General features: G+C 64.7%; 29 protein-coding genes. 15 read left to right on the top strand and 14 right to left on the bottom strand.

Annotation, left to right across the window (positions count from 1 at the left end; translation table 11 throughout):
• Positions 1–35: 35 nt before the first annotated feature.
• Complete coding sequence (locus EJA05_RS00240; protein WP_125462054.1) at positions 36–449, top strand: PA0061/PA0062 family lipoprotein; 414 nt, start codon at positions 36–38, stop codon at positions 447–449.
• Positions 450–586: 137 nt separating this feature from the next.
• On the opposite strand, the gene EJA05_RS00235 is transcribed toward EJA05_RS00240, so the two are convergent.
• Both EJA05_RS00235 and EJA05_RS00230 read right to left on the bottom strand, forming a co-directional pair.
• Positions 587–820: a DUF1161 domain-containing protein gene (locus EJA05_RS00235; RefSeq protein WP_125462053.1), complete on the bottom strand. Its 234-nt coding sequence runs from the start codon at positions 818–820 to the stop codon at positions 587–589.
• A 74-nt stretch (positions 821–894) separates the two neighbouring features.
• The gene (locus EJA05_RS00230) at positions 895–1,320 is read right to left on the bottom strand and encodes an OsmC family protein (RefSeq protein WP_125462052.1); all 426 of its coding nucleotides are present in this window, start codon (positions 1,318–1,320) and stop codon (positions 895–897) included.
• A gap of 155 nt (positions 1,321–1,475) precedes the next feature.
• On the opposite strand from EJA05_RS00230, the gene EJA05_RS00225 reads away from it, so the two are divergent.
• Entirely contained in the window at positions 1,476–2,480 is a 1,005-nt protein-coding gene (locus EJA05_RS00225) for an LLM class flavin-dependent oxidoreductase (protein WP_125857005.1), read from the top strand.
• A gap of 99 nt (positions 2,481–2,579) precedes the next feature.
• On the opposite strand, the gene EJA05_RS00220 is transcribed toward EJA05_RS00225, so the two are convergent.
• Entirely contained in the window at positions 2,580–2,801 is a 222-nt protein-coding gene (locus EJA05_RS00220) for a DUF1161 domain-containing protein (protein ID WP_125462050.1), read from the bottom strand.
• 102 nt (positions 2,802–2,903) lie between these two features.
• Complete coding sequence (locus tag EJA05_RS00215; protein WP_023632599.1) at positions 2,904–3,119, bottom strand: dodecin; 216 nt, start codon at positions 3,117–3,119, stop codon at positions 2,904–2,906.
• Between the two features lie 152 nt (positions 3,120–3,271).
• Between EJA05_RS00215 and EJA05_RS00210 the strand changes: the two genes are divergently transcribed.
• Positions 3,272–3,595: a DUF883 family protein gene (locus tag EJA05_RS00210; protein ID WP_125462049.1), complete on the top strand. Its 324-nt coding sequence runs from the start codon at positions 3,272–3,274 to the stop codon at positions 3,593–3,595.
• Here the strand turns inward: EJA05_RS00210 and EJA05_RS00205 are convergent.
• Positions 3,592–4,488: a LysR family transcriptional regulator gene (locus EJA05_RS00205; RefSeq protein ID WP_125857004.1), complete on the bottom strand. Its 897-nt coding sequence runs from the start codon at positions 4,486–4,488 to the stop codon at positions 3,592–3,594. The two genes, EJA05_RS00210 and EJA05_RS00205, sit on opposite strands and share 4 nt — an antisense overlap.
• A gap of 225 nt (positions 4,489–4,713) precedes the next feature.
• On the opposite strand from EJA05_RS00205, the gene trpB reads away from it, so the two are divergent.
• From trpB to EJA05_RS00190, 3 genes are all read left to right on the top strand, one after another.
• Complete coding sequence (trpB, locus tag EJA05_RS00200; RefSeq protein WP_125462047.1) at positions 4,714–5,931, top strand: tryptophan synthase subunit beta; 1,218 nt, start codon at positions 4,714–4,716, stop codon at positions 5,929–5,931.
• Positions 5,928–6,737 (top strand): tryptophan synthase subunit alpha, encoded by an 810-nt coding sequence (trpA, locus tag EJA05_RS00195; RefSeq protein ID WP_125857003.1) that lies wholly within the window; start codon positions 5,928–5,930, stop codon positions 6,735–6,737. The genes trpB and trpA overlap by 4 nt, the downstream gene beginning before the upstream one ends.
• A 190-nt stretch (positions 6,738–6,927) precedes the next feature.
• The gene (locus EJA05_RS00190; RefSeq protein ID WP_125857002.1) at positions 6,928–7,236 is read left to right on the top strand and encodes a hypothetical protein; all 309 of its coding nucleotides are present in this window, start codon (positions 6,928–6,930) and stop codon (positions 7,234–7,236) included.
• A 38-nt stretch (positions 7,237–7,274) separates the two neighbouring features.
• Here EJA05_RS00190 and EJA05_RS00185 read toward each other — a convergent pair whose 3' ends face one another.
• Positions 7,275–7,607 (bottom strand): DOPA 4,5-dioxygenase family protein, encoded by a 333-nt coding sequence (locus EJA05_RS00185; RefSeq protein ID WP_125857001.1) that lies wholly within the window; start codon positions 7,605–7,607, stop codon positions 7,275–7,277.
• Positions 7,608–7,737: 130 nt separating this feature from the next.
• Positions 7,738–8,658, bottom strand: coding sequence for a choline sulfate utilization transcriptional regulator (locus tag EJA05_RS00180; protein ID WP_125857000.1), 921 nt, complete (start codon positions 8,656–8,658; stop codon positions 7,738–7,740).
• Between the two features lie 109 nt (positions 8,659–8,767).
• On the opposite strand from EJA05_RS00180, the gene betC reads away from it, so the two are divergent.
• From betC to EJA05_RS00165, 3 genes are all read left to right on the top strand, one after another.
• Positions 8,768–10,285 (top strand): choline-sulfatase, encoded by a 1,518-nt coding sequence (gene betC / locus EJA05_RS00175; protein WP_125856999.1) that lies wholly within the window; start codon positions 8,768–8,770, stop codon positions 10,283–10,285.
• Between the two features lie 14 nt (positions 10,286–10,299).
• Positions 10,300–11,223 (top strand): choline ABC transporter substrate-binding protein, encoded by a 924-nt coding sequence (gene choX, locus EJA05_RS00170; protein ID WP_125856998.1) that lies wholly within the window; start codon positions 10,300–10,302, stop codon positions 11,221–11,223.
• A 142-nt stretch (positions 11,224–11,365) separates the two neighbouring features.
• The gene (locus EJA05_RS00165) at positions 11,366–12,931 is read left to right on the top strand and encodes a SulP family inorganic anion transporter (protein ID WP_125856997.1); all 1,566 of its coding nucleotides are present in this window, start codon (positions 11,366–11,368) and stop codon (positions 12,929–12,931) included.
• Positions 12,932–13,021: 90 nt separating this feature from the next.
• Here the strand turns inward: EJA05_RS00165 and aroE are convergent, their stop codons facing one another.
• Entirely contained in the window at positions 13,022–13,846 is an 825-nt protein-coding gene (gene aroE, locus EJA05_RS00160) for a shikimate dehydrogenase (protein WP_125856996.1), read from the bottom strand.
• 25 nt (positions 13,847–13,871) lie between these two features.
• Positions 13,872–14,783 (bottom strand): oxygen-dependent coproporphyrinogen oxidase, encoded by a 912-nt coding sequence (hemF, locus tag EJA05_RS00155; RefSeq protein WP_046853587.1) that lies wholly within the window; start codon positions 14,781–14,783, stop codon positions 13,872–13,874.
• Positions 14,784–14,915: 132 nt separating this feature from the next.
• Between hemF and EJA05_RS00150 the strand changes: the two genes are divergently transcribed.
• Positions 14,916–15,893: an NADPH:quinone reductase gene (locus tag EJA05_RS00150; RefSeq protein ID WP_125856995.1), complete on the top strand. Its 978-nt coding sequence runs from the start codon at positions 14,916–14,918 to the stop codon at positions 15,891–15,893.
• A 343-nt stretch (positions 15,894–16,236) separates the two neighbouring features.
• On the opposite strand, the gene EJA05_RS00145 is transcribed toward EJA05_RS00150, so the two are convergent.
• The 3 genes from EJA05_RS00145 to dprA form a co-directional block, all read right to left on the bottom strand.
• Positions 16,237–16,548, bottom strand: a complete 312-nt coding sequence (locus tag EJA05_RS00145; RefSeq protein ID WP_125856994.1) for a DUF3077 domain-containing protein — start codon at positions 16,546–16,548, stop codon at positions 16,237–16,239.
• A gap of 434 nt (positions 16,549–16,982) precedes the next feature.
• On the bottom strand, positions 16,983–17,540 hold the full coding sequence (locus tag EJA05_RS00135; RefSeq protein ID WP_110994082.1) for an L-threonylcarbamoyladenylate synthase: 558 nt from the start codon (positions 17,538–17,540) through the stop codon (positions 16,983–16,985).
• Positions 17,541–17,579: 39 nt separating this feature from the next.
• Positions 17,580–18,677 carry a DNA-processing protein DprA gene (dprA, locus tag EJA05_RS00130; protein ID WP_125856992.1) on the bottom strand — a complete coding sequence of 366 codons (1,098 nt, stop codon included), beginning with the start codon at positions 18,675–18,677 and terminating at the stop codon, positions 17,580–17,582.
• Positions 18,678–18,886: 209 nt separating this feature from the next.
• On the opposite strand from dprA, the gene def reads away from it, so the two are divergent.
• From def to EJA05_RS00105, 5 genes are all read left to right on the top strand, one after another.
• Positions 18,887–19,393 carry a peptide deformylase gene (def, locus tag EJA05_RS00125; RefSeq protein WP_110994080.1) on the top strand — a complete coding sequence of 169 codons (507 nt, stop codon included), beginning with the start codon at positions 18,887–18,889 and terminating at the stop codon, positions 19,391–19,393.
• Between the two features lie 62 nt (positions 19,394–19,455).
• Entirely contained in the window at positions 19,456–20,388 is a 933-nt protein-coding gene (gene fmt, locus EJA05_RS00120) for a methionyl-tRNA formyltransferase (RefSeq protein WP_125856991.1), read from the top strand.
• Entirely contained in the window at positions 20,385–21,692 is a 1,308-nt protein-coding gene (gene rsmB, locus EJA05_RS00115) for a 16S rRNA (cytosine(967)-C(5))-methyltransferase RsmB (protein ID WP_125856990.1), read from the top strand. Before fmt ends, rsmB begins: the two co-directional genes overlap by 4 nt.
• A gap of 24 nt (positions 21,693–21,716) precedes the next feature.
• A complete protein-coding gene (gene trkA / locus EJA05_RS00110) occupies positions 21,717–23,090 on the top strand; it encodes a Trk system potassium transporter TrkA (protein ID WP_110994077.1) in 1,374 nt (457 codons plus the stop codon).
• Positions 23,091–23,239: 149 nt separating this feature from the next.
• Positions 23,240–23,554, top strand: coding sequence for a tetratricopeptide repeat protein (locus EJA05_RS00105; RefSeq protein WP_125856989.1), 315 nt, complete (start codon positions 23,240–23,242; stop codon positions 23,552–23,554).
• Positions 23,555–23,680: 126 nt separating this feature from the next.
• Here EJA05_RS00105 and EJA05_RS00095 read toward each other — a convergent pair whose 3' ends face one another.
• Both EJA05_RS00095 and EJA05_RS00090 read right to left on the bottom strand, forming a co-directional pair.
• A complete protein-coding gene (locus EJA05_RS00095) occupies positions 23,681–24,568 on the bottom strand; it encodes a lysophospholipid acyltransferase (RefSeq protein ID WP_125462033.1) in 888 nt (295 codons plus the stop codon).
• A gap of 41 nt (positions 24,569–24,609) precedes the next feature.
• Positions 24,610–25,161, bottom strand: a complete 552-nt coding sequence (locus tag EJA05_RS00090) for a DNA-3-methyladenine glycosylase I (protein WP_125462032.1) — start codon at positions 25,159–25,161, stop codon at positions 24,610–24,612.
• Between the last annotated feature and the right edge of the window lie 7 nt (positions 25,162–25,168).

Genomic DNA, 25,168 nt, shown 5'->3' with positions numbered 1-25,168 from the left:
CTTATGGCCTGTGAATCGCGAGCGGGAGTTTCGCCATGCGCCAGCCCATGATGCTGTTCGCCATCAGCGCACTGGGGGCTTGCGCCAGCCCCTTGCCGCCAGTCGACCCAGGCAAGGCCTGGATCGACATGTACACCGTCACCCCTGGCCGTACCCTCATGGCCGACCGCCTGGACGGCAAGCGGCTCGAGGATGGCCGCTACTTCCAGGTGACGCCGGGCAAGCATGAGCTGGTGGTGCGCTTCGACTTCGAGGTGTATTCCGGCGGCTTCAGTACCGACCCGACCGAACGCACCTGCTACCTCACCGTGCGCTACGACGACTTCAAGGCCGGCGAACGTTACCGTCTGGAGGCGCGGGCGCCGGTGATGCAGCCACAGGTGCTGCTGTACGACGCCAACCGCAAGGTGGTGGTGAATGAGCCGAGCAATGTGTTCTGCATTCCCTAGGGCTCTGTAGGAGCGGCCTTGTGTCGCGAAAGGGCTGCGCAGCAGCCCCGGCGATTTCTGTTTGATGCTGAAAACCTGGGGCCGCTACGCGCCCCTATCGCGACACAAGGCCGCTCCTACAGAAGTAGAGGCCGGCCTTACCGATCATTCTTCTGGTAAATGATCTTTTTGGTGCCACCCTCGCAACTCCCCACGACCATGCTCTGATCATGGACTTCGCTGTTCGGCACGATCTCCAGCGTGTAGGAGGTCACCCCGCGCGCCTGGATCTTCGCCTCGATCTCGGCCTTGAGTTCCTCGCACGGCTTGACTGCGGCCAGTGCACCCGTGGCCATCAGGGAGGCCAGCATGGCAATTGCTACGCGGATCATGGAACCACTCCTAAAAGGGCAGGTGGGCTGCCGATGCTGGTTAGACTACCGCAAACCGCCGCCGTTGCGCCGGCCTAGGTCAGCAAGGTCGCATCCAGGCTGATCGTCGCGTTCAGCACCTTGGACACCGGGCAACCGGCCTTGGCCTTGTTGGCGATCTCCTGGAACTGCGCCTCGCTGGCGCCCGGCACTTTCGCCTTGAGCGTCAGGTGCACCGCCGTGATTGCGAAACCGTCGGCCTGCTTGTCCAAGCTCACCTCGGCAAAGGTGTCGATGCGCTCCGGGGTCAGGCCAGCCTCGCCCAGCATCATCGACAGGGCCATGGAGAAACACCCGGCATGGGCCGCGCCGATCAGCTCTTCGGGGTTGGTCCCCGGGATGCCCTCGAAGCGGGTGTTGAAGCCGTAAGGGTTCTGCTTGAGCGCGCCGCTTTCGGTGGACAACAGGCCATGGCCATCCTTCAGGCCACCTTGCCAGATCGCCGATGCTGTCTTCTTCATGTTGCCTCCTGGTCACAGGGTGGGGTGCTTATGGTTCTGAGGCCCCTGCCCACGCCAAGTTCAGATCAATCCACCGGTAGGCATTGAATCCTTCGAATGTGCCCATACAGAGTCTGCAAGGCCTTTGGCCAACCACTCTGCTGCGGAGGCTTTCGATGACGCACCTGCGAGACCTGAAGTATTCCACCCTCGACCTGGTGCCCGTGCGCGCCGACGGCGGCCCGGCGCAAGCGCTGCGCAACTCGCTGGACCTGGCGCAACACGCCGAACGCTTTGGTTATCACCGCTTCTGGGTGGCCGAGCACCACAACATGGATGGCATCGCCAGCTCGGCCACCGCCGTGCTGATCGGTTACCTGGCCGGTGGTACCTCGACCATTCGCGTCGGCTCTGGCGGGGTGATGCTGCCCAACCACGCACCGCTGGTGATCGCCGAACAGTTCGGCACCCTCGCCAGCCTGTACCCGGGCCGCATCGACCTGGGCCTGGGCCGCGCCCCCGGCTCCGACCAAATGACCGCCCGAGCCTTGCGCCGCGAGCGTTCCGGCAGCGCCGACGATTTCCCGGATGACGTCGAGGAGCTGTCGCGCTACCTCGGCCCACGCACCGACGACCAGAAGGTCATCGCCGTGCCCGGCCACGACACCGAGGTGCCAATGTGGCTACTGGGTTCCAGCCTGTTCAGCGCCCAGCTGGCCGGCATGCGCGGCATGCCGTACGCCTTCGCCTCGCACTTCGCGCCGCGCTACATGCACGAGGCCATCCGTATCTACCGCGACCACTTCAAGCCTTCCACCACACTGGACAAGCCCTACGTGATGCTCGGGGTACCGATGGTGGTGGCCGAAACCGACGAGAAGGCCGAATACCTGGCCACCTCGGTGTACCAGCGCATCCTGGCGTTGATCCGTGGCCAGAGCCTGATGCAGCGCCCGCCCGTCGAGAGCATGAACGGCCTGTGGCTGCCTCACGAGCGCGACGCGGTGAGCAGTTTCCTGGGCCTGGCGATGATTGGCAGCCCGCAGAAGGTGCGGGCCAAGGTGGAGGTACTGCTGGAACAGACCGGGGCGGATGAGCTGATCTTTACCAGTGACCTGTATGAGCATGCGGACCGGATCCGGTCCTATGAATTGATGGCGCAGGCCCTCAAGACAGAATGAACTGCTTCGCGGGTAAACCCGCTCCCACAGGTGCTCCACTGACTTTGGTATCAGTGGAACACCTGTGGGAGCGGGTTTACCCGCGAAAAACGCTCGGCATCAGCCGCGTCGGTAGACAATCTCTTTGGCGCCACCCTCACAGGTACCCACCACCTTGCCCGCCGGGTCGCCCTTCTTGACGATCTCCAGCGAATAACCCTTCACGCCCTTGGCATCCAGCTTCGCGGCGATCTCGGCCTTGAGCTCTTCGCACGGTTTGCCCGCCGCCATCGCACCGCCGGCCAGCATCATCAGGCCTACTGCCACAATCAACTTCTTCATCTATCGCGTTCCTTGTACAGATCAAAGTCGAAAAGGGCGCAGCCTGTGCGCCCTGCAAACCTATTACCGCATCATGCCGGGCAAAGCCAGCCCGGCTGCCGGTCAGCTGTTGGCGATGCGGAAGCCCACCTTCAGCGTCACCTGGAAGTGCGCGGCCTTGTTGTCACGGATATGCCCGCGGGTATCGATCACCTCGAACCATTCCAGGTGCTTGATGCTCTTGCCTGCCTCGGCCAGGGCATTGTTGATCGCCTCTTCGATGCTGGTGGGCGAGGACCCGACCAGCTCGATCTTCTTGTAAGTGTGATGATCGCTCATGAGTGCGCTCCTTGGATGAAGTGTCAGTTCAGCCTAGCAGCGCCGGCCTGGTTTACCTGCGAGCCAATGCCGCAGGTGAAAATTCGATCGCACTTTCAGCCCGCCGCGCAGTCGCACCCTGTACACCTCATCCACCGCGAAGGAGAGTCACCATGGCCCACAACTCGCTGCGCAAAGCGTCGCTGGAAAGCATGGAAGCCGAGATCGAGAGCCTGCTCAAGACCTTGGAACACCTCAAGCACGACGCCTCGGAAGAATCGCAGAAAACCATGAAGGCGCTGCGCGGCAGTGCCGAAAGCGCCCTCAAGCACTCGCGCAGCTTGCTCAGCGATGCCTATGCGGATGTCAAAACCCGCACCCGCCAAACCGGTATCGCCACCCGCGACTACGCCCAGGAACACCCCTGGACCACCGCCGGCGTGGCCGTTGGTGCCCTTGGCCTGCTGGCCGCCTACCTGCTGTGCCGCCGCAACTAACCCGCCTGCCGTTGCAGCTCCTGGCGCAGCCACTGCGCCAGTTGCTCGGCGCGACCGTCATCAGCGCGCCGGGGCACCCATAGCGCCAAGGCCGCACGGGTGGGTGAAAAGCCCCAGGGTGCAGCCAGCCGTCCGGCTTTCAGGTCGTCCGCCACCAGTGGCTGTGGCGCGATGGCCACGCCCAGCCCGGCTACCGCCGCTTCCAGCAGGTAGTACAGATGCTCGAAAGCCTGGCCGTAATTCAAGGCTTCAGGCGCCAGGCCCTGCTGCTCTGCCCAGGTCGGCCAAGCCTGCGGTCGCGAGGTGGTGTGGAGCACTGCTTCTCGTTGCAAAGCCACGGCTGGCGCGGCTTTCAAACGATCGAAGCCTTCGAAGTGCGGGCTCAGCACCGGGCCGATGCGCTCCTCGGCAAGCACATGCACCTGCATGTCCGCCGGCCACGGCGGCTCGGCATACACCAGCAGCGCGTCCAACCCTGGGCGCCGCGGATCGAGGTCGCCTTCGCCCGCTGACAGGTGCAGGCGCAACTCCGGCAGGTCCGCTTTCAAACGCCCAAGGCGCGGGATGAACCAGCGCGCCAGCAGGCTGCCGGAGCAGCCGAGCACGAACGGCGCTTCGTCTGCCGTGCGCGAAAGCTCGGCACACACGCCGCGCAAACGGTCGAACGCTTCGAAGCTGGCATCGCGCAGGCGCACACCGGCATCTGTGAGTTTGATGCCGCGCCCGTCCTTGACGAACAACGCCACCCCAAGGTGCTCTTCGAGCACCTTGATCTGCCGGCTGACCGCTCCGTGGGTCACATGCAGCGCTTCGGCGGCCTGGCTGACACTGTTGAGCCGGGCGGTGGCCTCGAAGGCCCGCAAGGCGTTGAGCGGGGGAAGATCCTGGGCCATATGACTTGTGAGATTTCCTGACAGGTTTGCGCAATCTTATCGGTTTTCAGCAGCGCATGTCGTGGGTAGAGTAAAGCCCATCGACCAGTGCCGGCCCCTTCGCGGGTAAACCCGCTCCCACAGGATTGATGTGATTCCGAGGGCAACACTGAACCTGTGGGAGCGGGTTTACCCGCGAAGAAGCCAACACGGTACCAACTCCTTACACCGCCTATGGAGCGCCCCATGTCCCAGTCCCAATACCGCCCCGGCCCCGACGCCAACGGCCTGTTCGGCTCGTTCGGCGGCCGCTACGTGGCCGAAACCCTGATGCCGCTGGTGCTGGACCTTGCCCGCGAATACGAAGCCGCCAAGGCCGACCCCAAGTTCCTCGAAGACCTGGCCTACTTCCAGCGCGACTACATTGGCCGCCCCAACCCGCTGTACTTCGCCGAACGCCTGACCGAACACTGCGGCGGCGCGAAGATCTTCTTCAAACGTGAAGAGCTCAACCACACCGGCGCGCACAAGGTGAACAACTGCATCGGCCAGGTGCTGCTGGCCAAGCGCATGGGCAAGAAGCGCCTGATCGCCGAAACCGGCGCCGGCATGCACGGCGTGGCCACCGCCACCGTCGCCGCGCGCTTCGGCCTGCCCTGCGTGATCTACATGGGCGCCACCGACATCGAGCGCCAGCAGGCCAACGTGTTCCGCATGAAGCTGCTGGGCGCCGAGATCGTCCCGGTCACCGCCGGCACCGGCACCCTCAAGGACGCCATGAACGAGGCCCTGCGCGACTGGGTCACCAACGTCGACGACACCTTCTACCTGATCGGCACCGTGGCCGGCCCGCACCCGTACCCGGCGATGGTCCGCGACTTCCAGTCGATCATCGGCAAAGAAACCCGTGCCCAGCTGCAAGAAAAGGAAGGTCGCCTGCCCGACAGCCTGATCGCCTGCGTCGGCGGCGGCTCCAACGCCATGGGCCTGTTCCACGACTTCCTCGAAGATGAAAGCGTCAAGATCATCGGCGTCGAAGCCGGCGGCCACGGCGTGCACACCGACAAGCACGCGGCCAGCCTGAACGGCGGCGTACCGGGCGTGCTGCACGGCAACCGCACCTATCTGCTGCAGGACGACGACGGCCAGATCACTGACGCCCACTCGATTTCCGCAGGCCTGGACTACCCCGGCATCGGCCCGGAGCACGCCTACCTGCACGAAGTGAAGCGCGTGGAATACGTCAGCATCACCGACGACGAAGCCCTCGACGCCTTCCACATCAGTTGCCGCCTCGAAGGCATCATCCCGGCGCTGGAAAGCTCCCACGCCCTGGCCGAGGCGATCAAGCGCGCGCCGACCCTGCCCAAGGACCACCTGATGGTGATCTGCCTGTCCGGTCGTGGCGACAAGGACATGCAAACCGTGATGAACCACATGGCCGCCCAGGAGAAACAGGCATGAGCCGTCTTGAACAACGCTTCGCCGAACTGAAGGCCGAAGGCCGCGCCGCCCTGGTCACCTTCGTCACCGCTGGCGACCCAGGCTATGACGCCTCGCTGAAGATCCTCAAAGGCCTGCCGGCCGCCGGCGCCGACGTGATCGAGCTGGGCATGCCGTTCACCGACCCGATGGCCGACGGCGTGGCCATCCAGCTTGCCACCCTGCGCGCATTGGAAGCCGGCCAGACCCTGGCCAAGACCCTGCAGATGGTGCGTGAATTCCGTGTAGACAACCAGGCCACACCGATCGTGCTGATGGGTTACTACAACCCGATCCACCGGTTCGGCGTGGACAAGTTCGTCGCCGAGGCGAAAGCGGCGGGTGTCGATGGCCTGATCATCGTCGACCTGCCGCCGGAGCACGACGCCGAACTGGCCACCCCGGCCCAGGCCGCGGGCATCGACTTCATCCGCCTGACCACCCCGACCACCGACGACGTGCGCCTGCCGCGCGTGCTGGAGCGCAGCTCCGGGTTCGTCTACTACGTATCGGTGGCGGGTGTGACCGGTGCGGGCTCGGCGACCACCGAGCATGTGACCGAGGCGGTGGCACGGCTGCGCCGGCATACCGACCTGCCGATCAGCGTTGGCTTTGGTATCCGCACGCCGGAGCAGGCAGCGGCCATCGCCCGCCTGGCCGACGGTGTGGTGGTGGGTTCGGCGCTGGTCGACAAGATCGCCCAGGCCAAGAGCGACGACCAGGCTGTGAACGACGTGCTGAGCCTGTGCTCGGCGCTGGCTGAAGGGGTGCGCGGCGCTCGTCGCTGAACCTCGTCGCCTGCTTCGCGGGTAAACCCGCTCCCACAGAGACTGCACCGCTCTCAAGGGCTGTGCAACGCCTGTGGGAGCGGGTTTACCCGCGAAGAGGCCACCTCCGGACCTGGCATTTCTACCAGTAGCGCATCCTCAGGGGGAACCCGCATCCTGCGAATTCCCAATACCTGAAGGAGTTGGTGCCATGCGCTATCTGATCTGCTTCACCCTGTCCGCTTTGCTTGCGAATGGTGCATTCGCCGCCTCCTGCCCGCTACCGAGCGCATCCTTTTCTGTGACGCCTGATGAAGAACAGGAAATGGAGGGGTTGCTCAAAGGCCATCGGTATTCGACCATATTTGATGGCCGCGAATGGACCGGGTTTACAGAAGGTGACGCAGTTGATGTGAAGGCACTCGAAGCTGACGATTCAAACCCCGATGATCCGGACGAGCCTGTTTGCCGCTATAAATACGGCAAGGGCGGTTTCATCAGCCTTACACCCAAGCGGTAGATTTGGGCGGTGACGCGCTCAAGCTCACTCAGCCGTAGTCAGTCGTGGAAAATCGACAGGTCCAACGACCTGATCGCCCCCATCCAGATCGCATGATCGCGGTGATCCGCCAGCTCATCCCCGGTTTCCGGGTGCAGGAACACCACCAGCCCCTTGCGGTACAGCGCCAACCACGGCAGCACCACGCCAACCACCTCCGGCCCGAACGCCAGCTGGCAGCTCCAGTCCGGGTGCGGCCCGACCGGCTTCTGGTGCATGCGCCCCATGGTCACCGGAAACAGCCGCGTCGCCTCTTCGCACAGCTCGCGGGCCTGCTCCATGGTCGATGCGTCGTAGTACACGTGGGCGTGGTAGCCCTTGATCCTTTGCACGATGGCTCCTGAATAGCAGTGATGACCTGCCTTCGAGTCTACGCCATCCCTGTGGGAGCGGCTTCAGCCGCGAAGCAGGCAACGCGGTAGATGGCACCGGCTGCGCCGGTGTTCGCGGCTAAAGCCGCTCCTACAAATTGCGCGACAAGTCAGGGCGGCCGCGCTCCTGCTCCAGCCAGTCCACAAACCGTTCGATCAAGGCCCCACGCCGTTTGCGCGGCGGCAGCACCGCGTAATACCCCCGCTTCGAGCGCAAACTCCCTTCCAATGGCCGACACAACAACCCCTGCTCGACCAGCCCATCAACCAGGTGCGCCCAGCCAATCGCCACCCCTTGCCCGGCAATCGCCGCCTGAATCAGCAGCGTGTAATTGTCGAACCGCAGCTGCCCGGCCGGTGGCGGGCTGTCCACGCCAAACCCGCGAAACACCCCCGCCCAGTCGAACCAGCGGCTGGCCTGCTCACCCCGTAAATGGAGCAGGGGCAATCGTTGCAAAGCCACGGCTGACAAGGGTTTGCCATGAATCAGCCGAGGGCTGCACACCGGGAAAACTTCCTCATCGAACAGCCAGCGGCTCTCGCCCTGATGGAAGCGCCCATCGCCGAACAGCACCGCCACATCGATGTCCGGGCGCAACATCGCCTGGCTGCGCTCGCCGGTTACCAAGCTCACGTCCACCTGTGGATAAGCCTCATGAAAACGCTGCAGGCGCGGCATCAGCCAGAACGCCGCAAAGGCGAAGTCGGTAGCCACCTGCAGCACCTCGCGCTGGCCGCGCCCACTGGCTTGGGCAACGCCATCGTCCATCGCCTGCAAGCCCTGGTGCACCTGCTCGAACAACAGCAAGCCTGCCTCGGTCAGCTCGATGCCCCGGTAGATCCGGTCGAACAAGCGCGTGCCCAGTTGCGCCTCCAGGCGCTTCATCTGCTGGCTGACCGCCGGCTGGGTGGTGCCCAGTTCCACGGCGGCAGCGGTGAAGCTGCGCAGGCGGGCGGCGGCCTCGAACACGCGCAGGGTGTCGAGGGGCAGGTCGGCAAGGTGCTCAAACATAAGCTTGGCTAATCCCAGTCATTGCCCGGCATGGGCTTTACCCCTGTTATCCACAGCCGCATGCTGGATTGCAAGTGGTACCCATAACCCTCGACGATGGAAGGCCCCCATGAAGCGACCCAACATCCTGTTCATCATGGCCGATCAGATGGCCGCACCCTTGCTGCCGATCTACAACCCGTCGCCGATCAAGATGCCCAACCTGGCCCGCCTCGCCGAGCAGGCCGTGGTGTTCGACAGTGCCTACTGCAACAGCCCGCTGTGCGCGCCGTCGCGCTTCACCCTGGTCAGCGGCCAGTTGCCCAGCCGCATCGGCGCCTATGACAATGCCGCCGACTTCCCCGCCGACATACCCACCTACGCCCACTTCCTGCGCCGCCTCGGCTACCGCACCGCGCTGTCGGGCAAGATGCACTTCTGTGGCCCGGACCAGTTGCACGGCTACGAACAACGGCTGACCAGCGACATCTACCCGGCCGATTACGGTTGGGCGGTGAACTGGGACGCCCCCGACCAGCGCCCGAGCTGGTACCACAACATGTCCTCGGTGCTGCAGGCCGGGCCCTGCGTGCGCACCAACCAGCTGGATTTCGATGAAGAGGTGGTGTTCAAGGCGCGCCAATACCTCTACGACCATGTACGCGAGGATGACGGCCGGCCGTTCTGCCTGACCGTCTCCATGACCCACCCCCACGACCCCTACACCATTCCCAAGCGCTACTGGGACCTGTACCAGGATGTGGATATCCCACTGCCGCGGGACGAAATCGCCCAGGCCGAGCAGGACCCACACTCGCAACGCCTGCTCAAGGTCTACGACCTGTGGAACAAGCCGCTGCCGGTGGACAAGATCCGCGACGCCCGCCGCGCCTACTTCGGCGCCTGCAGCTACATCGACGACAACATCGGCAAACTGCTGCAGACCCTCGAGGACTGTGGCCTGGCCGACGACACCCTGATCGTGTTTTCCGGCGACCACGGCGACATGCTTGGCGAGCGCGGGCTCTGGTACAAGATGCACTGGTTCGAGATGTCGGCGCGGGTGCCGCTGTTGATCCATGCGCCCAAGCGCTTCGAGCCGGCCCGCGTCAGCGCCAGCGTCTCCACCTGCGACCTGCTGCCAACCCTGGTGGAACTTGCCGGCGGCGCTGTGGATAACCACCTGCACCTGGACGGCCGTTCGCTGCTCGGCCACCTGCAAGGGCAGGGCGGGCATGACGAGGTGATCGGCGAATACATGGCCGAAGGCACGGTCGGCCCGCTGATGATGATCCGCCGTGGCGCCTACAAGTTCGTGTACAGCGAGGACGACCCCTGTTTACTCTACGACCTGAGCCGCGACCCGCACGAGCGGGAGAACCTCACCGGCAGCCCGGACCACCAGGCGCTGCTGCAGGCATTTGTCGATGAAGCCAGGCAACGCTGGGACATCCCCGCGCTGCGCCAGCAGGTGCTGGCCAGCCAGCGCCGCCGCCGCCTGGTGGCCGAGGCGCTGGCCATCGGCACGCTGAAGAGCTGGGACCACCAACCGCTGGTGGACGCCAGCCAACAGTACATGCGCAACCACATCGATCTCGACGACCTCGAGCGCAAGGCACGTTATCCACAGCCCGCACCCCTGGATTGAGAAGAGAGGCCGCCATGCAGAAGTTCTCCACCGCCGTGCTCGCCCTGGCCCTGAGCCTGGGCACGGCCCACGCCGCCGACAGCGATGCGCAATGCAGCACCGTTAAACTGGCCGACCCCGGCTGGAGCGATATCGCCAGCACTAACGCCCTGGCCCGGCTGCTGCTGGAAAGCCTGGGTTACCAGGTGAAGATCGACAGCCTGGCCGTGCCGATCATCTACGGCGGCCTCAAGGATGGCCGGGTGGATGCCTTCCTCGGCAACTGGATGCCGGCGCAGCAGGGCTTCCATGACAAGTTCATCGCCAATGGCGATGTGCAGCAACTGGCGAAAAACCTGCAAGGCACCGAGTTCACCCTGGCGGTGCCTGACTATGTATGGAACGCGGGCGTGAAGGACTTCGCCGACCTGCAAAAGCATGCCGAGCAGTTCGACAAGAAGCTCTACGGCATTGGTTCGGGCGCGCCGGCCAACCTGTCGCTGAAAGAGATCATCGACAAGAACGAGTTCGACCTGGGGCAGTGGAAACTGGTCGAGTCCAGCGAGCAGGCAATGCTGGCGCAGGTGGACCGGGCGGTGAAGAAGCAGCAGTTCATTACCTTCCTTGGCTGGACCCCGCACCCGATGAACGTGAAGCTGAAAATGCATTACCTCACGGGAGGGGAGAAATGGTTCGGCAGCAAGGGCGATGTTTACACCCTGACCCGCAAGGGATATCCACAAGCGTGCCCGAATGCGGCGAAGCTGCTGGGCAACCTGAAGTTCTCGCTGGACATGGAGAACAGCATCATGGCTGAGGTTGTGGATAAGAAGATGAGCTTCGATGAGGCGGCCAGGGCTTGGGTGAAGGCGCATCCTGAGCTGTTGGATGCCTGGCTCGCAGGAGTGACTACCAAAGCGGGCGAGGATGCCCAAAAAACCGTAATAGCTAAACTGTGATCCGCTGAGCGAGACATAGTCCCTGTGGGAGCGGGTTCACCCGCGAACACCGGCAGAGCCGGTGCCATGCACCGCGGTGCTTGCTTCGCGGGTGAACCCGCTCCCACAGGGCTGGTGAAATCTTCAGGAATCCTTATTCCCCATGCCCCGCCTTAGCCACCTGCTGCCCTTCCTCACCTGGCTGCCCCGCCAATCGGGCCGCAGCCTGCGCCAGGACCTGCTGGTGGGCCTGAGCGGCGCCATCCTCGCCCTGCCGCAGTCCATCGCCTACGCCCTAATCGCCGGCCTGCCCGCCGAATACGGCCTGTATGCGGCCATAGTCCCGGTGCTGATCGCCTGCCTGTGGGGCTCGTCCTGGCACCTGATCTGCGGCCCCACTGCCGCCATTTCCATCGTCCTCTACGCCAGTATCAGCCCGCTGGCCGTGGCCGGCAGCGCCGACTACGTGACCCTGGTGCTGTTGCTGACCTTCCTCGGCGGCCTCTTCCAATTGCTGCTAGGGCTTTTGCGCTTCGGTGCGCTGGTCAATTTTGTCTCCCACTCGGTGGTGCTCGGTTTTACCCTCGGTGCCGCCATCGTCATCGCCCTTGGCCAACTGCCGAACCTGCTGGGGATGGACCTGCCAAGCCAGGCCACGGCGCTCAGGACCGTGCAGGACCTGGCCGGGAACCTTGGCGAAGTGGATATGCCCTCGCTCGCCCTGGGCCTGGCCACGCTGGTGATCGGTATCGCTCTGAAGCTGTGGCGCCCGCGCTGGCCGAGCCTGTTGATAAGTCTGCTGCTGGTCAGCCTGGTGGCCTGGCTGCTTCCTGCTGTGTTCGGCCATGTGCCACGGGTGCCAGCCTTCACCGGCCAGCTGCCGCCGCTGAGCCCACTGCCGCTGTTGGATGTGGAGCTGATGCTGCGCCTGCTGCCCAGCGCCGTGGCGGTCGGCATGCTCGGCTTGGTCACCAGCCTGTCCATCGCCCGCTCGTTGTCCGCACGCTCGGAACAGTTGATCGACGCCAACCAGGAAATCCGCGCCCAGGGGCTGTCGAACATCGTGGGGGCGTTCTTCTCCGGGTACCTATCCTCCGGCTCGTTCACCCGTTCGGGGTTGAGTTATGACGCCGGCGCCCGTTCGCCGCTGGCCGGGGTGTTCTCGGCGTTGTGGGTGGCGCTGTTCGCCGTGACCGGCGCCGGGCTGATCGCCCATCTGCCGATCCCGGCGATGGCGGGGAGCATCCTGCTGATCTGCTGGGGGCTGGTGGACCATCGCGGCATTCGCGCGCTGTTCCGGGTCAGCCGCTCGGAGTTCCTGGTGATGGCGCTGACGGCGGCCGCGACGCTGCTGCTGGAGCTGCAGACGGCGATCTATGCCGGGGTGCTGGCCTCGTTGTTCTTCTACCTCAAGCGCACGTCGCGGCCACGGGTGCAGCAGAGCCGGGAAGGGGAGGCGGATATCTTGCGGGTGGGCGGGTCGATCTTCTTCGGCGCGGCGCACTACCTGCAGGTGCGCCTGCAGCGCTGCCAGGGGCCGCATGTGGTGATCGATGCGCGGCAGGTGAACTTCATCGATTATTCGGGTGTGGATATGTTGCACCGCGAGGCGCGGCGGTTGCTGCGTAACGGCGGGAGCCTGACGTTGCAGCGGGCAAGGCCGCAGGTGGTGGAGGAGTTGCAGAAGCTGGAGGGGGTTGAAGGATGTCCGGTCAAATTCCAGGAGTAGCTACAAATGCAATCGCGGGGCAAGCCCGCTCCCACGCCGGCCTCTGATCATGGCGTGGGAGCGGGCTTGCCCCGCGATTGGGTACCAAGCTCAGCCGCGAGCTAGCTGCCGACGCAGCTCATCCAGCACAGGCGCCGTGTCCGGACGCACCCCACGCCAGATAAAGAACGCCTCGGCTGCCTGCTCCGCCAGCATCCCCAACCCGTCCAGCACCTTCGCCGCGCCCAGCTTGCTCGCCCACTGGCAGAACGGCGTCGGTTCCTTGCCATACATCATGTCGTAGCAAACGGTACGCCCCGCCTCGACCAGGCTCTCGGCAATCGGCGGCAGCTCGCCAGCCAGGCTTGCCGAAGTGGCGTTGATGATCACGTCCACCGGCTCCTGCAACCAGCTGAAACCGCTGGCCACAACCGGCCCCAGCTCATCGAACTCACGGGCTAGTTGCTCGGCCTTCTCCACCGTGCGGTTGGCGATCACCAGCGACTGTGGCTTGTGCGCCAGGATCGGCTCCAGCACACCGCGCACCGCGCCACCGGCGCCGAGGATCAGGATGCGCTTGCCGGCCAATTCGACCCCGGCGTTGACGGTGAGGTCGCGCACCAACCCGGCGCCATCGGTGTTGTCGCCTTGCAACCGACCGTCGGCCAGTTTGGTCAGGGTGTTCACCGCGCCGGCACGCTGGGCGCGCGGGGTGAGGCTGTCGCACAGGCGGTAGGCCTCTTCCTTGAACGGCACAGTGACGTTGGCGCCGCTGCCTTGCTTGAAGAAGCCACGGGCGCAGTCGCTGAACTCGTCCAGCGGTGCCAGCAGGGTGGCGTACTCCAGGGCCTCGCCGGTCTGGTCGGCGAACAGGCGGTGGATCAACGGCGACTTGCTGTGGCCGATGGGGTTACCGAAAACGACGTACTGGTCCATGGGTGATCCTCGGTTATCCACAGGCTTACTGGGCGAGCCAGTCGCGGTCTTGCAGGAAGTACTCGGTCAGGCGCGCTTCTTCACTGCCAGGTTCGGCTTTCCAGTCGTAGCCCCAGCGCACTTGCGGCGGCAGCGACATCAGGATCGACTCGGTACGGCCACCGGACTGCAGGCCGAACAGGGTGCCACGGTCGTAGACCAGGTTGAACTCGACGTAGCGGCCACGGCGGTATTCCTGGAACTCGCGCTGCGCGGGGGTGTACGGCGTGCCCTTGCGGCGCTGGACGATCGGCAGGTAAGCCTCGACATAGGCGTCACCGATGGCGCGGATGAAGGCGAAGCAGGTGTCGAAGTCCCACTCGTTCAGGTCATCGAAGAACAGGCCGCCAATGCCGCGTGGCTCGCCACGGTGCTTGAGGTGGAAGTAGCGGTCGCACCAGGCCTTGTAGCGCGGGTACACGTCGGCGCCGAACGGCGCGCAGGCCTGCTCGGCCACGCGGTGCCAGTGCACGCAGTCTTCTTCATTGCCGTAGTACGGGGTCAGGTCGAAGCCGCCGCCGAACCACCACACGGCCTCTTCGCCTTCTTTTTCGGCGATGAAGAACCGCACGTTGGCGTGGGAAGTCGGCACATGCGGGTTGTGCGGGTGGATCACCAGTGACACGCCCAGCGCCTCGAAACCACGGCCCGCCAGCTCCGGGCGGTGGGCACTGGCCGACGGCGGCAGGCCGCTGCCGAACACGTGGGAGAAGTTGACGCCGCCTTTCTCGATCACCTTGCCGTCGCCGATCACCCGCGTGCGACCGCCGCCGCCGGCATCGCGCACCCAGGCATCCTCGACGAAGCGGGCGCCGCCGTCTTCGGTCTCGAGGGCAGTGCAGATGCGGTCTTGCAGGTCGAGCAGGTAGGCTTTCACGGCCTCGGTGCGGCTGGTCATCGGGTCACCTGGAAGGAGCGGGGAAAATTCGCCGCGTAGCATACCACCGGCAAACCCCGCGCCGCAGTTGACGGCGATCAAGCAAAGGCGTCCGATAGAAGGCCTTTGCGACCCTCAAGACAGGAGTGTGTGATGGCCAAGCGTATCCAGTTCAGCCAGCATGGCGGCCCGGAAGTGTTGCAGCTGGTGGAATTCGACCCGGCCCCGCCCGGCCCGCAGCAGGTGCGCGTGCGCAACCATGCAATCGGCCTGAATTTCATCGACACCTATTTCCGTGGCGGGCTGTATGCGCCGCCGTCGCTGCCTTCCGGGCTGGGTACCGAAGCGGCGGGGGTGGTCGAGGCAGTGGGTGAGGGCGTCAGCCGGATCAAGGTGGGCGACCGCGTGGCTTATGCCGGTGGGCCGCTGGGGGCCTACAGCGAGGTGCACACGCTGCCGGAGGCCAACCTGGTCAAGCTGCCGGAGGCGATCAGCTTCGAGCAGGCGGCGGCGGTGATGCTCAAGGGGCTGACCACGCAGTACCTGCTCAAGCAGACCTATGCCGTGCAGCCGGGTGATTTCGTGCTGTTCCATGCGGCTGCCGGTGGTGTGGGGTCGCTGGCTTGCCAATGGGCCAAAGCGTTGGGCGCCAAGCTGATCGGTACTGTCAGCTCTGCCGAGAAGGCCGAACGGGCCAAGGCGCTCGGGGCCTGGGCGACCATCGACTACAGCCGTGAAGACGTGGCCCAGCGGGTGCTGGAACTGACCGACGGTCAGAAATGCCCGGTGGTGTATGACGGCGTGGGCGCGGATACCTGGCTGACTTCGCTGGATTGCCTGAAGCCGCGTGGGTTGATGGTGAGCTTCGGCAATGCCTCTGGCGCGGTGACCGGGGTGAACCTGGGGATTTTGTCGCAGAAGGGTTCGCTGTATGTCACCCGGCCGACGCTGGCGAGCTATGCCAACAACGCCGAGAACACCCAGGCCATGGCCGATGACCTGTTCGCGATGATCGCCAGCGGCAAGCTGGTGGTGGATATCCAGCAGCGGTATCCGTTGAGTGAGGCGGCCAAGGCGCAGGCAGAGTTGTCGGCGCGGCGGACTGTCGGGTCGACTGTTCTGCTGCCTTGAAGGCCCTATCGCGGGGCAGTTCGCCGTTGCGGCCTGCCCTGCGAACGCTGGATTCCACAGGTACTTTCATCAATCCACAGCTCATGCAAAACAATCGCACCGGCACGAAGCTGTTCCACTGACGAGCGCAATCGCTGCGCATTGCTACGTGAGCTCAATAGATATTGGGTGTCTTGCATTCAGTCTTTTCTCCCTGACACCGCGCACCCTGTGGGAGCGGGTTTACCCGCGAAGCAGGCGCTGCGGTGTATGGCACCGGCTTCGCCGGTGTTCGCGGGTGAACCCGCTCCCACAGGTTATGCGTGACCCTTGTGGGAGCGGGCTTGCCCGCGATGGCGTCAGTTCAGCCGGTGGAATTCTTGGCCGGTGGCGCCGACTCGATGCCCTCAAGCATCGCCTCCACCAACCCCTCCGCCATTTCCAGCGAATGCAGGCTGGACCAGTACATGCCCCGCCCCTCATCCCGCAGGTGGTCGAGCGCCTTGATGCCGGTGTCGTAGGCGCAGCGCAGGTAAAGCGCTACATGCACCAAGGCGTCGTGTGCTGGGACATCAGGGTTCACGGAAAAGAGGGGCGGATGGCCGGCATCGCAGCGGCCGAAGGGGTGGGCAGAGGTGTTGGGGAGGGGTGGATCCGGGACGATCTTTTTCATCATGAGATCTCGCGTCTAGGCCGACACGCATCCGTTACCACACGGATAGGTGGCAGCTGCATACGGGGTGGTAAACCGGGAGAGATCTCAAAACCCGGCAGGCACGAGGCCTCCCGCATGCAGCCACCATTGACTGCCAAGATCTCTCCCTGCTCGGGTTACCACACCCGATCGCCAAGTTATTCGGCGACGGTCTGGAGCCTAGAGGCAGGAGTTCCCGGTGAGAAGGTAATGGCAGGCGACAGAGTGCGTAGGATATTTCTCTGAATTAGAAATGGGCAGCCTTGGGAAGAAAAATCAGAAAGTCCTGAGTGACTGAGAATCCCTGTGGGAGCGGGTTTACCCGCGAACACCGGCGCAGCCGGTGCCATACACCGCGGTGGCTTCTTCGCGGGTAAACCCGCTCCCACAGAAGGTCCAGTGCAAGCCGTGGAATATCAGCCCGGGCGCACAACCTCACCGGTCGCCAAATCCCTAATCACACTCGGATTCTTCCGCCCGCCCAATGCCCCACCCAGCACCATGTCCAGCTGCTTATGGAAATACTGCTCCACCCGCAACCGGCTCTTGGCCGCCGGGCGCCCGGCCGGGTTGCAGGACGTGGAAATCAACGGCCCGACCAACGCGCACAGCTCACGCACCTGTGGATGATCACTGACCCGCAGCGCCACGCTGTCATGCTGCCCGGTCACCCACTCGGGCAGCAGGTCCTGGTGCGGTACCAACCAGGTGTTCGGCCCCGGCCAGGTGGCGGCCATGCGGTCGATCCAGTCCTGGGGGAAGTCCTCGAACAGGAAGTCGAACTGGTGGATGCTGTCAGCGACCAGGATCAGGCCTTTATCCACAGGCCGCGACTTGAGCGCCAGCAGGCGATACACCGCGTCTTCGTTCCACGGGTCGCAGCCCAGGCCCCAGACCGCTTCCGTTGGATAGGCGATCACCGCACCCGCCTTGATCTCACGCGCGGCTTGTTGCACACGCCAACTGCTCACCATTTGTTGTCACTCCACATATAAGCCTTGCGCGCAGTTTACTTAGCCGGACCTTGCAAACCAACGCCCGGCTTCATTACTCACCCGGCCCTCAAGCTCCAGCTCGGTCAGGCTGGCCAGCACCTGGGCCAACGGCTGGCCGCTGCTGTGGGCCAAGCCCTCGGTAGTGTGGGGCGCAGCGTGGAGCAAGGCGAGCAGGGGATGGTCGGGTTTGCCCACAGGCGCGGGCGGCAGGTTCTGCCAGCCGCGCAGGCTGTCGAGGATCTGTTCCACGCTCTCCACCAGCAACGCACCGTCGCGGATCAGTTGGTGACAGCCCTTGGCGCCGGGATGGTGAATGGAACCGGGGATGGCATACACCTCGCGCCCTTGTTCGGCGGCAAGCCGGGCGGTGATCAACGAGCCACTGGCAATGCTCGCCTCGACCACCAGCACACCCAGCGACAGCCCACTGATGATCCGGTTACGCCTGGGGAAGTTGCCGGCCAACGGCCCGGCGTCCAGGGGGTACTCGGAAACCAGCGCGCTACCGCTGTCGAGCATCGCTCGGGCGAGGTCGCGGTGGCGCTGTGGATAAAGTTTTTGCAACCCCGTGCCGAGCACCCCGATAGTGTGCCCGCCGGCCTGCAATGCCGCCCGATGAGCGGCACCGTCAACGCCAAGCGCCAGCCCGCTGGTGATGGTGAAACCGGCTTGCGCAAGACAGCGCGAGAACGCGCCTGCGGTATCCAGCGCCGGAGGTGAAGCACGCCTGCTGCCCACTATCGCCAGCTGCGGGCGCTCCAGCAAAGCCGGGTCGCCGGCGACGAACAGCAAGGGCGGCGGGTCGTCGATTTCACCGAGCAACGCGGGATAGCCAGGCCCGTCCCACATCAGCAAATGCTGGCCCGGGCGCTCTAACCAGGCCATTGCAGCCAATGCACCGTCGCGCACCTCGGGGCTGCGCCGGGCATCGATGCTGGCAGCAGGCAGCCCCAGCGCACGCCAGGCACTGGCCGGCGCACTGAGTGCCGACGAGGCATTGCCGAAGGCTTCGATGAGGGTATGGAAACGGCGCAGGCCAGTGTCGGGGAGGCGATGCAGACGCAGCCGCGCCTCCAGTTCGGCAGGCGGGCAAGGCGACGAACGGGGTGTAGTCATAGGGGATCATCCTTGATCGAAAAGGGGCCATCGGCGTGGCACAAGCTGTGGATAACTGTGTTGATAACGCTTTGAAAAGCTGTCCATCAAATCGGCAATAAGCCGCCCTTTCACACCCTAGCCGAGCTTTCACAGGTGCCTTGGCCACCTTTTCCCTTTATTATGTGTGCTCAGTTTTCAACCGACCGCACAGTGACTGCCTGACCCCTATGGCCATTTTGAACATTCTCGAATTCCCCGATCCGCGCCTGCGTACCATTGCCAAACCGGTAACGGTGTTCGACGACGCCCTGCGTCAGCTGATCGACGACATGTTCGAAACCATGTACGAGGCCCCAGGCATCGGCCTGGCGGCGACCCAGGTCAACGTCCACCAGCAAGTCGTGGTGATGGACCTGAGCGAAGATCGCAGCGAGCCGCGCGTCTTCATCAACCCCAGCGTCGAAGAACTGACCCACGACATGGGCCAGTACCAGGAAGGCTGCCTGTCGGTGCCGGGCTTCTACGAAAACGTCGACCGCCCGCTGCGCGTCCGGGTCAAGGCCCAGGACCGCGACGGCAAACCCTACGAGCTCGAAGCCGAAGGCCTGCTGGCGGTGTGCGTGCAGCACGAGTTCGATCACCTCAACGGCAAGCTGTTCGTCGACTACCTGTCGCAGCTCAAACGCGACCGGATCAAGAAGAAGCTGGAAAAGCAGCACCGCCAGCAAGCCTGATCCCCACCTTCCAGAAGGCTTGCTCCGGCAAGCCTTTTTCTTTTTCGAGAAGCGAGAACTCCATGCGCATCGTCTTTGCTGGCACCCCTGAGTTTGCCGCCGAACACCTCAAGGCCCTGCTCGACAGCCCGTACGAGATCGTGGCCGTCTACACCCAGCCGGACCGCCCCGCCGGCCGTGGCCAGAAGCTCATGCCGAGCGCGGTCAAGGCCCTGGCCGTGGCCCATGACATCCCGGTGTACCAGCCACAGACCCTGCGCAATGCCGATGCGCAGGCCGAGCTCGCCGCGCTGCAGCCGGACCTGATGGTGGTGGTCGCCTACGGCCTGATCCTGCCGCAAGCGGTACTGGATATCCCGCGCCTGGGTTGCATCAACAGCCATGCCTCGCTGCTGCCGCGCTGGCGCGGTGCGGCACCGATCCAGCGTGCCGTGGAGGCGGGTGACGCCGAGAGTGGCGTGACCGTGATGCGCATGGAGGCTGGCCTGGATACCGGCCCGATGCTGCTCAAGGTGGTCACGCCGATCAGCGCCGACGACACCGGCGGCACCTTGCACGACCGCCTCGCCGAAATGGGCCCGCCTGCGGTGATCCAGGCCATCGCCGGCCTGGCCGATGGCAGCCTGCAAGGTGAAGTGCAGGACGATGCCCTGGCCACCTACGCACACAAGCTGAACAAAGACGAAGCGCGCATCGACTGGAGCCGCCCGGCCGTCGAGCTTGAGCGTCTGATCCGCGCCTTCAACCCCTGGCCGGTGTGCCACAGCACCCTGGACGGCGAAAGCGTGAAGGTACTGGCCGCCAACTTGTCCACAGCCCAGGGCGCCCCAGGCGCAATCCTGTCGGCCAGCAAGGACGGCCTGGTGGTCGCCTGCGGTGAGCAGGCCCTGAGCCTGACCCGCCTGCAACTGCCGGGGGGCAAGGCCCTCAACTTCGCCGACCTGTTCAACAGCCGCCGCGAGAAATTCGCCAGTGGCAAGGTGCTCGGCCAATGAATCCACGTCTGGCTGCCGCCCGTGCCTTGACCGCCGTGCTCAGCGGCAAGGCTTCGCTGAACAGCTCGCTACCTGCGCAACTGGACAAGGTCGATGATCGCGACCGTGGCCTCACCCAGGACCTGGCCTTCGGCACCGCCCGCTGGCAGCCGCGCCTGGACCTGCTGGCCGCACAACTGTTGCAGAAGCCGTTCAAAGCCGCCGACGCCGATGTGCAGGCGCTGCTGCTGGTTGGCCTGTACCAGCTGTTCTACACCCGCATCCCGGCCCACGCCGCCATCGGCGAAACCGTAGGCTGCGCCGACAAGCTGAAGAAACCGTGGGCCAAGGCCCTGCTCAATGCCGTGCTGCGTCGCGCCCAGCGCGAGGGCGAGGCACTGCTCGCCGACATGGAGCGCGACCCGGTGGTGCGCACAGCCCACCCGCGCTGGCTGCAGAAGTCGCTCAAGGCCTTCTGGCCGGAGCAATGGGAAGCCATCTGCGCCGCCAACAACGCCCACCCGCCGATGATCCTGCGCATCAACCGCCGCCACCACAGCCGCGACGCCTATCTCGCCCTGCTGGCCGAGGCCGGTATCCAGGCCAGCGCCTGCCAGTACAGCCGTGACGGCATCGTGTTGGCCGAAGCCTGCGACGTGCGCGGCCTGCCGGGCTTCGCCGAAGGTTGGGTCAGCGTGCAGGACGAAGCCGCGCAGCTGTCCGCCGACCTGCTGGAGCTGGCCCCCGGCCAACGCGTGCTCGACGCCTGCTGCGCCCCGGGCGGCAAGACCTGCCACCTGCTCGAAGCCGAGCCGAAGCTTGCGCACATGGTCGCCATCGACCTCGAGGCCAAGCGCCTGACCCGCGTGCGCGAGAACCTCGACCGCCTCAAGCTCGATGCCGAGCTGATCGCCTGCGACGCCCGCGACACCACCAGCTGGTGGGACGGCAAACAGTTCCAGCGCATCCTGCTCGACGCCCCCTGCTCGGCCACCGGCGTGATCCGCCGCCACCCGGACATCAAGCTGACCCGCCAGGCCGACGACATCCCGGCCCTGGCCGCGCTGCAAGGCGAGCTGCTCGATGCCCTGTGGCCGACCCTGGAAGTGGGCGGCATGCTGCTGTACGCCACCTGCTCCAGCCTGCCCACCGAGAACACCGAAGTGATCGACGCCTTCCTGGCCCGCACCCCCGGTGCCCGCGAGCTGGACCTGGCGACCGAAGCCGGCCTGCGTCAGCCCCACGGGCGCCAGCTGCTGGCCCAGGAGGGCGGCCACGACGGTTTCTACTATGCCAAGCTGATCAAGATCGCCGCCTCGCGGTAAGCACAAGAACCTAGGGAGTAGTGGATGAAGATCATCATCCTCGGCGCGGGGCAGGTAGGCGGTACGCTGGCGGAACACCTGGCCAGCGAAGCCAACGACATCACCGTGGTCGACACCGACAGCGAGCGCCTGCGCGACCTGGGCGACCGTCTGGACATCCGCACCGTGCAGGGCCGCGCATCGCTGCCGACGGTGCTGCGCCAGGCCGGCGCCGACGACGCCGACATGCTGGTGGCGGTGACCAACAGCGACGAGACCAACATGGTCGCCTGCCAGGTGGCCTACTCGCTGTTCCACACCCCGACCAAGATCGCCCGGGTGCGTGAATCGGCCTACCTCACCCGCGAAGAGCTGTTCGACAACGACCACATCCCGGTGGACGTGCTGATCAGCCCCGAGCAGGTGGTGACCAACTACATCAAGCGCCTGATCGAACACCCAGGTTCGTTGCAGGTGATCGACTTCGCCGAGGGCAAGGCCCAGCTGGTGGCGGTCAGGGCCTATTACGGCGGGCCGTTGGTGGGCCAGCAACTGCGCCAGATCCGCGCCCACATGCCCAACGTCGACACCCGCGTGGCGGCAATCTTCCGCCGCGACCGGCCGATCACGCCCCGCGGCGACACGGTGATCGAAGCCGACGACGAAGTGTTCTTCATTGCCGCGAAGAAGGACATCCGTGCGGTGATGGGCGAACTGCGGCGCATCGACGAAACCAACAAGCGCGTGGTGATCGCCGGTGGCGGGCAGATCGGCGAGCGCTTGGCCGAGGCCATCGAGAGCCGCTACCAGGTGAAGATCATCGAGATGAACCCGGCGCGCTGCCGGCACCTTTCCGACACCCTGGAAAGCACCGTGGTGCTGCAGGGCAGCGCCTCGGACAAGGACCTGATGCTCGAAGAGAACATCGCCGACGCCGACATCTTCCTGGCCCTGACCAACGACGACGAGGCCAACATCATGGCGTCGCTGCTGGCCAAGCGCCTGGGCGCGCGCAAGGTGATGACCATCATCAACAACCCGGCCTATGTCGACCTGGTGCAGGGCGGCGACATCGACATCGCCATCAGCCCGCAGCTGGCCACCATCGGCACGCTGCTGGCCCATGTGCGCCGCGGCGATATCGTCAGCGTGCACTCACTGCGCCGTGGCGCGGCCGAGGCCATCGAGGCCGTGGCCCATGGCGATGCGAAGTCGAGCAAAGTGGTGGGCAAAGCCATCGAGGACATCGCCCTGCCGCCGGGCACCACCATCGGCGCGATCATCCGCGATGAGGAAGTGCTGATCGCCCATGACGACACGGTGATCGAGTCGGGCGACCATGTGATCCTGTTCGTTGTGGATAAAAAGCATATTCGGGACGTGGAGAAGCTGTTCCACGTGGGCTTGAGCTTCTTCTAGAAGAACAAGCCGGCCCCTGTTAGAAGAGATAGCCGACCCCCTGTGGGAGCGGGTTTACCCGCGAATGCGATTATTGATTCACCAACGCATTCGCGGGTGAACCCGCTCCCACAGGCACCCGCAACATCATGGATCCGGGAGAGAAACCTATGCGCGAATCGCTGGAGAAGATGCTGGCCAAGGGTGTGGATAACCCGTTGCTGCGCTTCGGCCTGGGCAAGGCCTGGCTGGATGAAGGCAATGGCGCTGAGGCGGCGGTGCACCTGGCCAGTTGCGTGAAGCAGGACCCGAAGTATTCGGCGGCGTGGAAGCTGCTGGGCAAGGCGTATCAGTTGCAGGGGGACCTGGCTGGGGCGCGCAGGGCCTGGGAAGAGGGGATCGAGGCGGCGCAGGCCCATGGGGACAAGCAGGCCGAGAAGGAGATGACGGTGTTTCTCAAGAAGCTCAGCAAAACATCGACTTGACGCAGTCTCTGTGGGAGCGGGTTCACCCGCGAACACCGGCGAAGCCGGTGCCATGCACCGCAGCGCCTGCTTCGCGGGTAAACCCGCTCCCACAGAGCCCCTGCTAAAGCAGGGGCAGTGGATAACTCAATACCAGCGCGCCTCGCCAGCCGGGCGCTTCTTGAAGCGCTTCATGCTCCACATGTACTGGCTCGGGTACTCGCGCACATAGCGCTCGACCACTTTGCTCATCGCCGCTGCCGACACGTTGACGTCGGTGCTGTACATCTCTTCCGGCGCCGCTTCCAGGAACACCTTGAAGCCCGAGCCGTCCGGCAGCCGCAGGGCATGCAGGAACACCCCCACCGCCTTGCCACCGGCCAGCATGTTCGGCACGAACTTGCTGGTCAGCGCCTGGGTCCCCAGGAACGGCACGAACACCCCGGCGGACTCGGCCGGCTCCGGGTCGGCCGGAATACCCACCTGGCCACCACGGCGCACTTCCTTGATGACGCTGAGAATCCCTTCCTTGGTCGAAGGCGCCACGCGGTTGCCCATCTGCACGCGCTGCTCACGCAGCAGGTCATCCACGGCTTTCAACTTCGGCGGGCGGTAGAAGATGATCGGTTTGCACTGGTTGCAATAGAAGTGGTTGAGCACTTCCCAGTTGCCCAGGTGGCTGGTGATGCCGACCACGCCCTTGCCCGAGGCCAGGGCCTGCTCCAGCACTTCCAGGCCGTGCACTTCCTTGACCAGCTCCAGCGAGCGTTGCGGCGGCCAGATCCAGGCGCAGGCACTTTCGACAAACGACTTGCCGATGTCTTTCAGCGCACGGCCCACCAGCTGCTCACGCTCGGCCGGGTTCATCTCGGGGAAGCACTTGGCCAGGTTGATGCGCACCACATTGCGCGAGCCGTTGGGGATCTTCCACATCAGCCAGCCGATGCCGGCGCCAACGCGCTGCACCGCGCCCCAGGGCAACTTGGCGAACAGTCGCAGCACCCCGACCATCAGGGCGCCCTTGAACTTTTCCACAGGCGAATTCCTTATTTCAGCAAGGCGCGCATTGTACCCCGTCAGCGCACCAGCGCGGCGTAGCGATCGCAGTCGGTGGTGTGGTCCATGACCATGCCGGTAGCCTGCATGAAGGCGTAGCAGATGGTCGGGCCGACAAAGGTGAAGCCGGCTTTCTGCAAGGCTTTGCTCATGGCCTTGGCTTCCTCGGTGACCGCCGGTACGTCGCTGCGGCCGGTGAAATGGTTGATCTTCGGCTCACCGCCCACGAACGACCACAGCCACTCGGCAGGGTTATCCACAGCCAGCCAGGCCAGCGCATTGCGCCGCACGGCCTTGAGCTTGAGGCGGTTGCGGATGATGCCGGGGTCGAGCATCAGTTCCTCGATGCGCTCGTCGCTGAGCTGCGAGAGTTTCAGCGGGTCGAAGCCGTGCAACACCTCGCGATAACGCTCGCGCTTCTTCAAGACCGTGATCCACGACAAGCCCGCCTGGAACCCTTCGAGCAAAAGCATCTCGAACAGCAACGCCGGGTCACGTTGCGGCGTTCCCCACTCCTGATCGTGGTAGGCCTGGTACAACGGGTCGTCGGAACACCAAAAGCAGCGTGGCATAAGGCTC

Source organism: Pseudomonas oryziphila (genome assembly GCF_003940825.1).
Taxonomy (GTDB): Bacteria; Pseudomonadota; Gammaproteobacteria; order Pseudomonadales; family Pseudomonadaceae; genus Aquipseudomonas; species Aquipseudomonas sichuanensis.
Note: the sequence above shows the minus strand (reverse complement) of the source record. Positions and strands in the feature narration are given on the sequence as shown.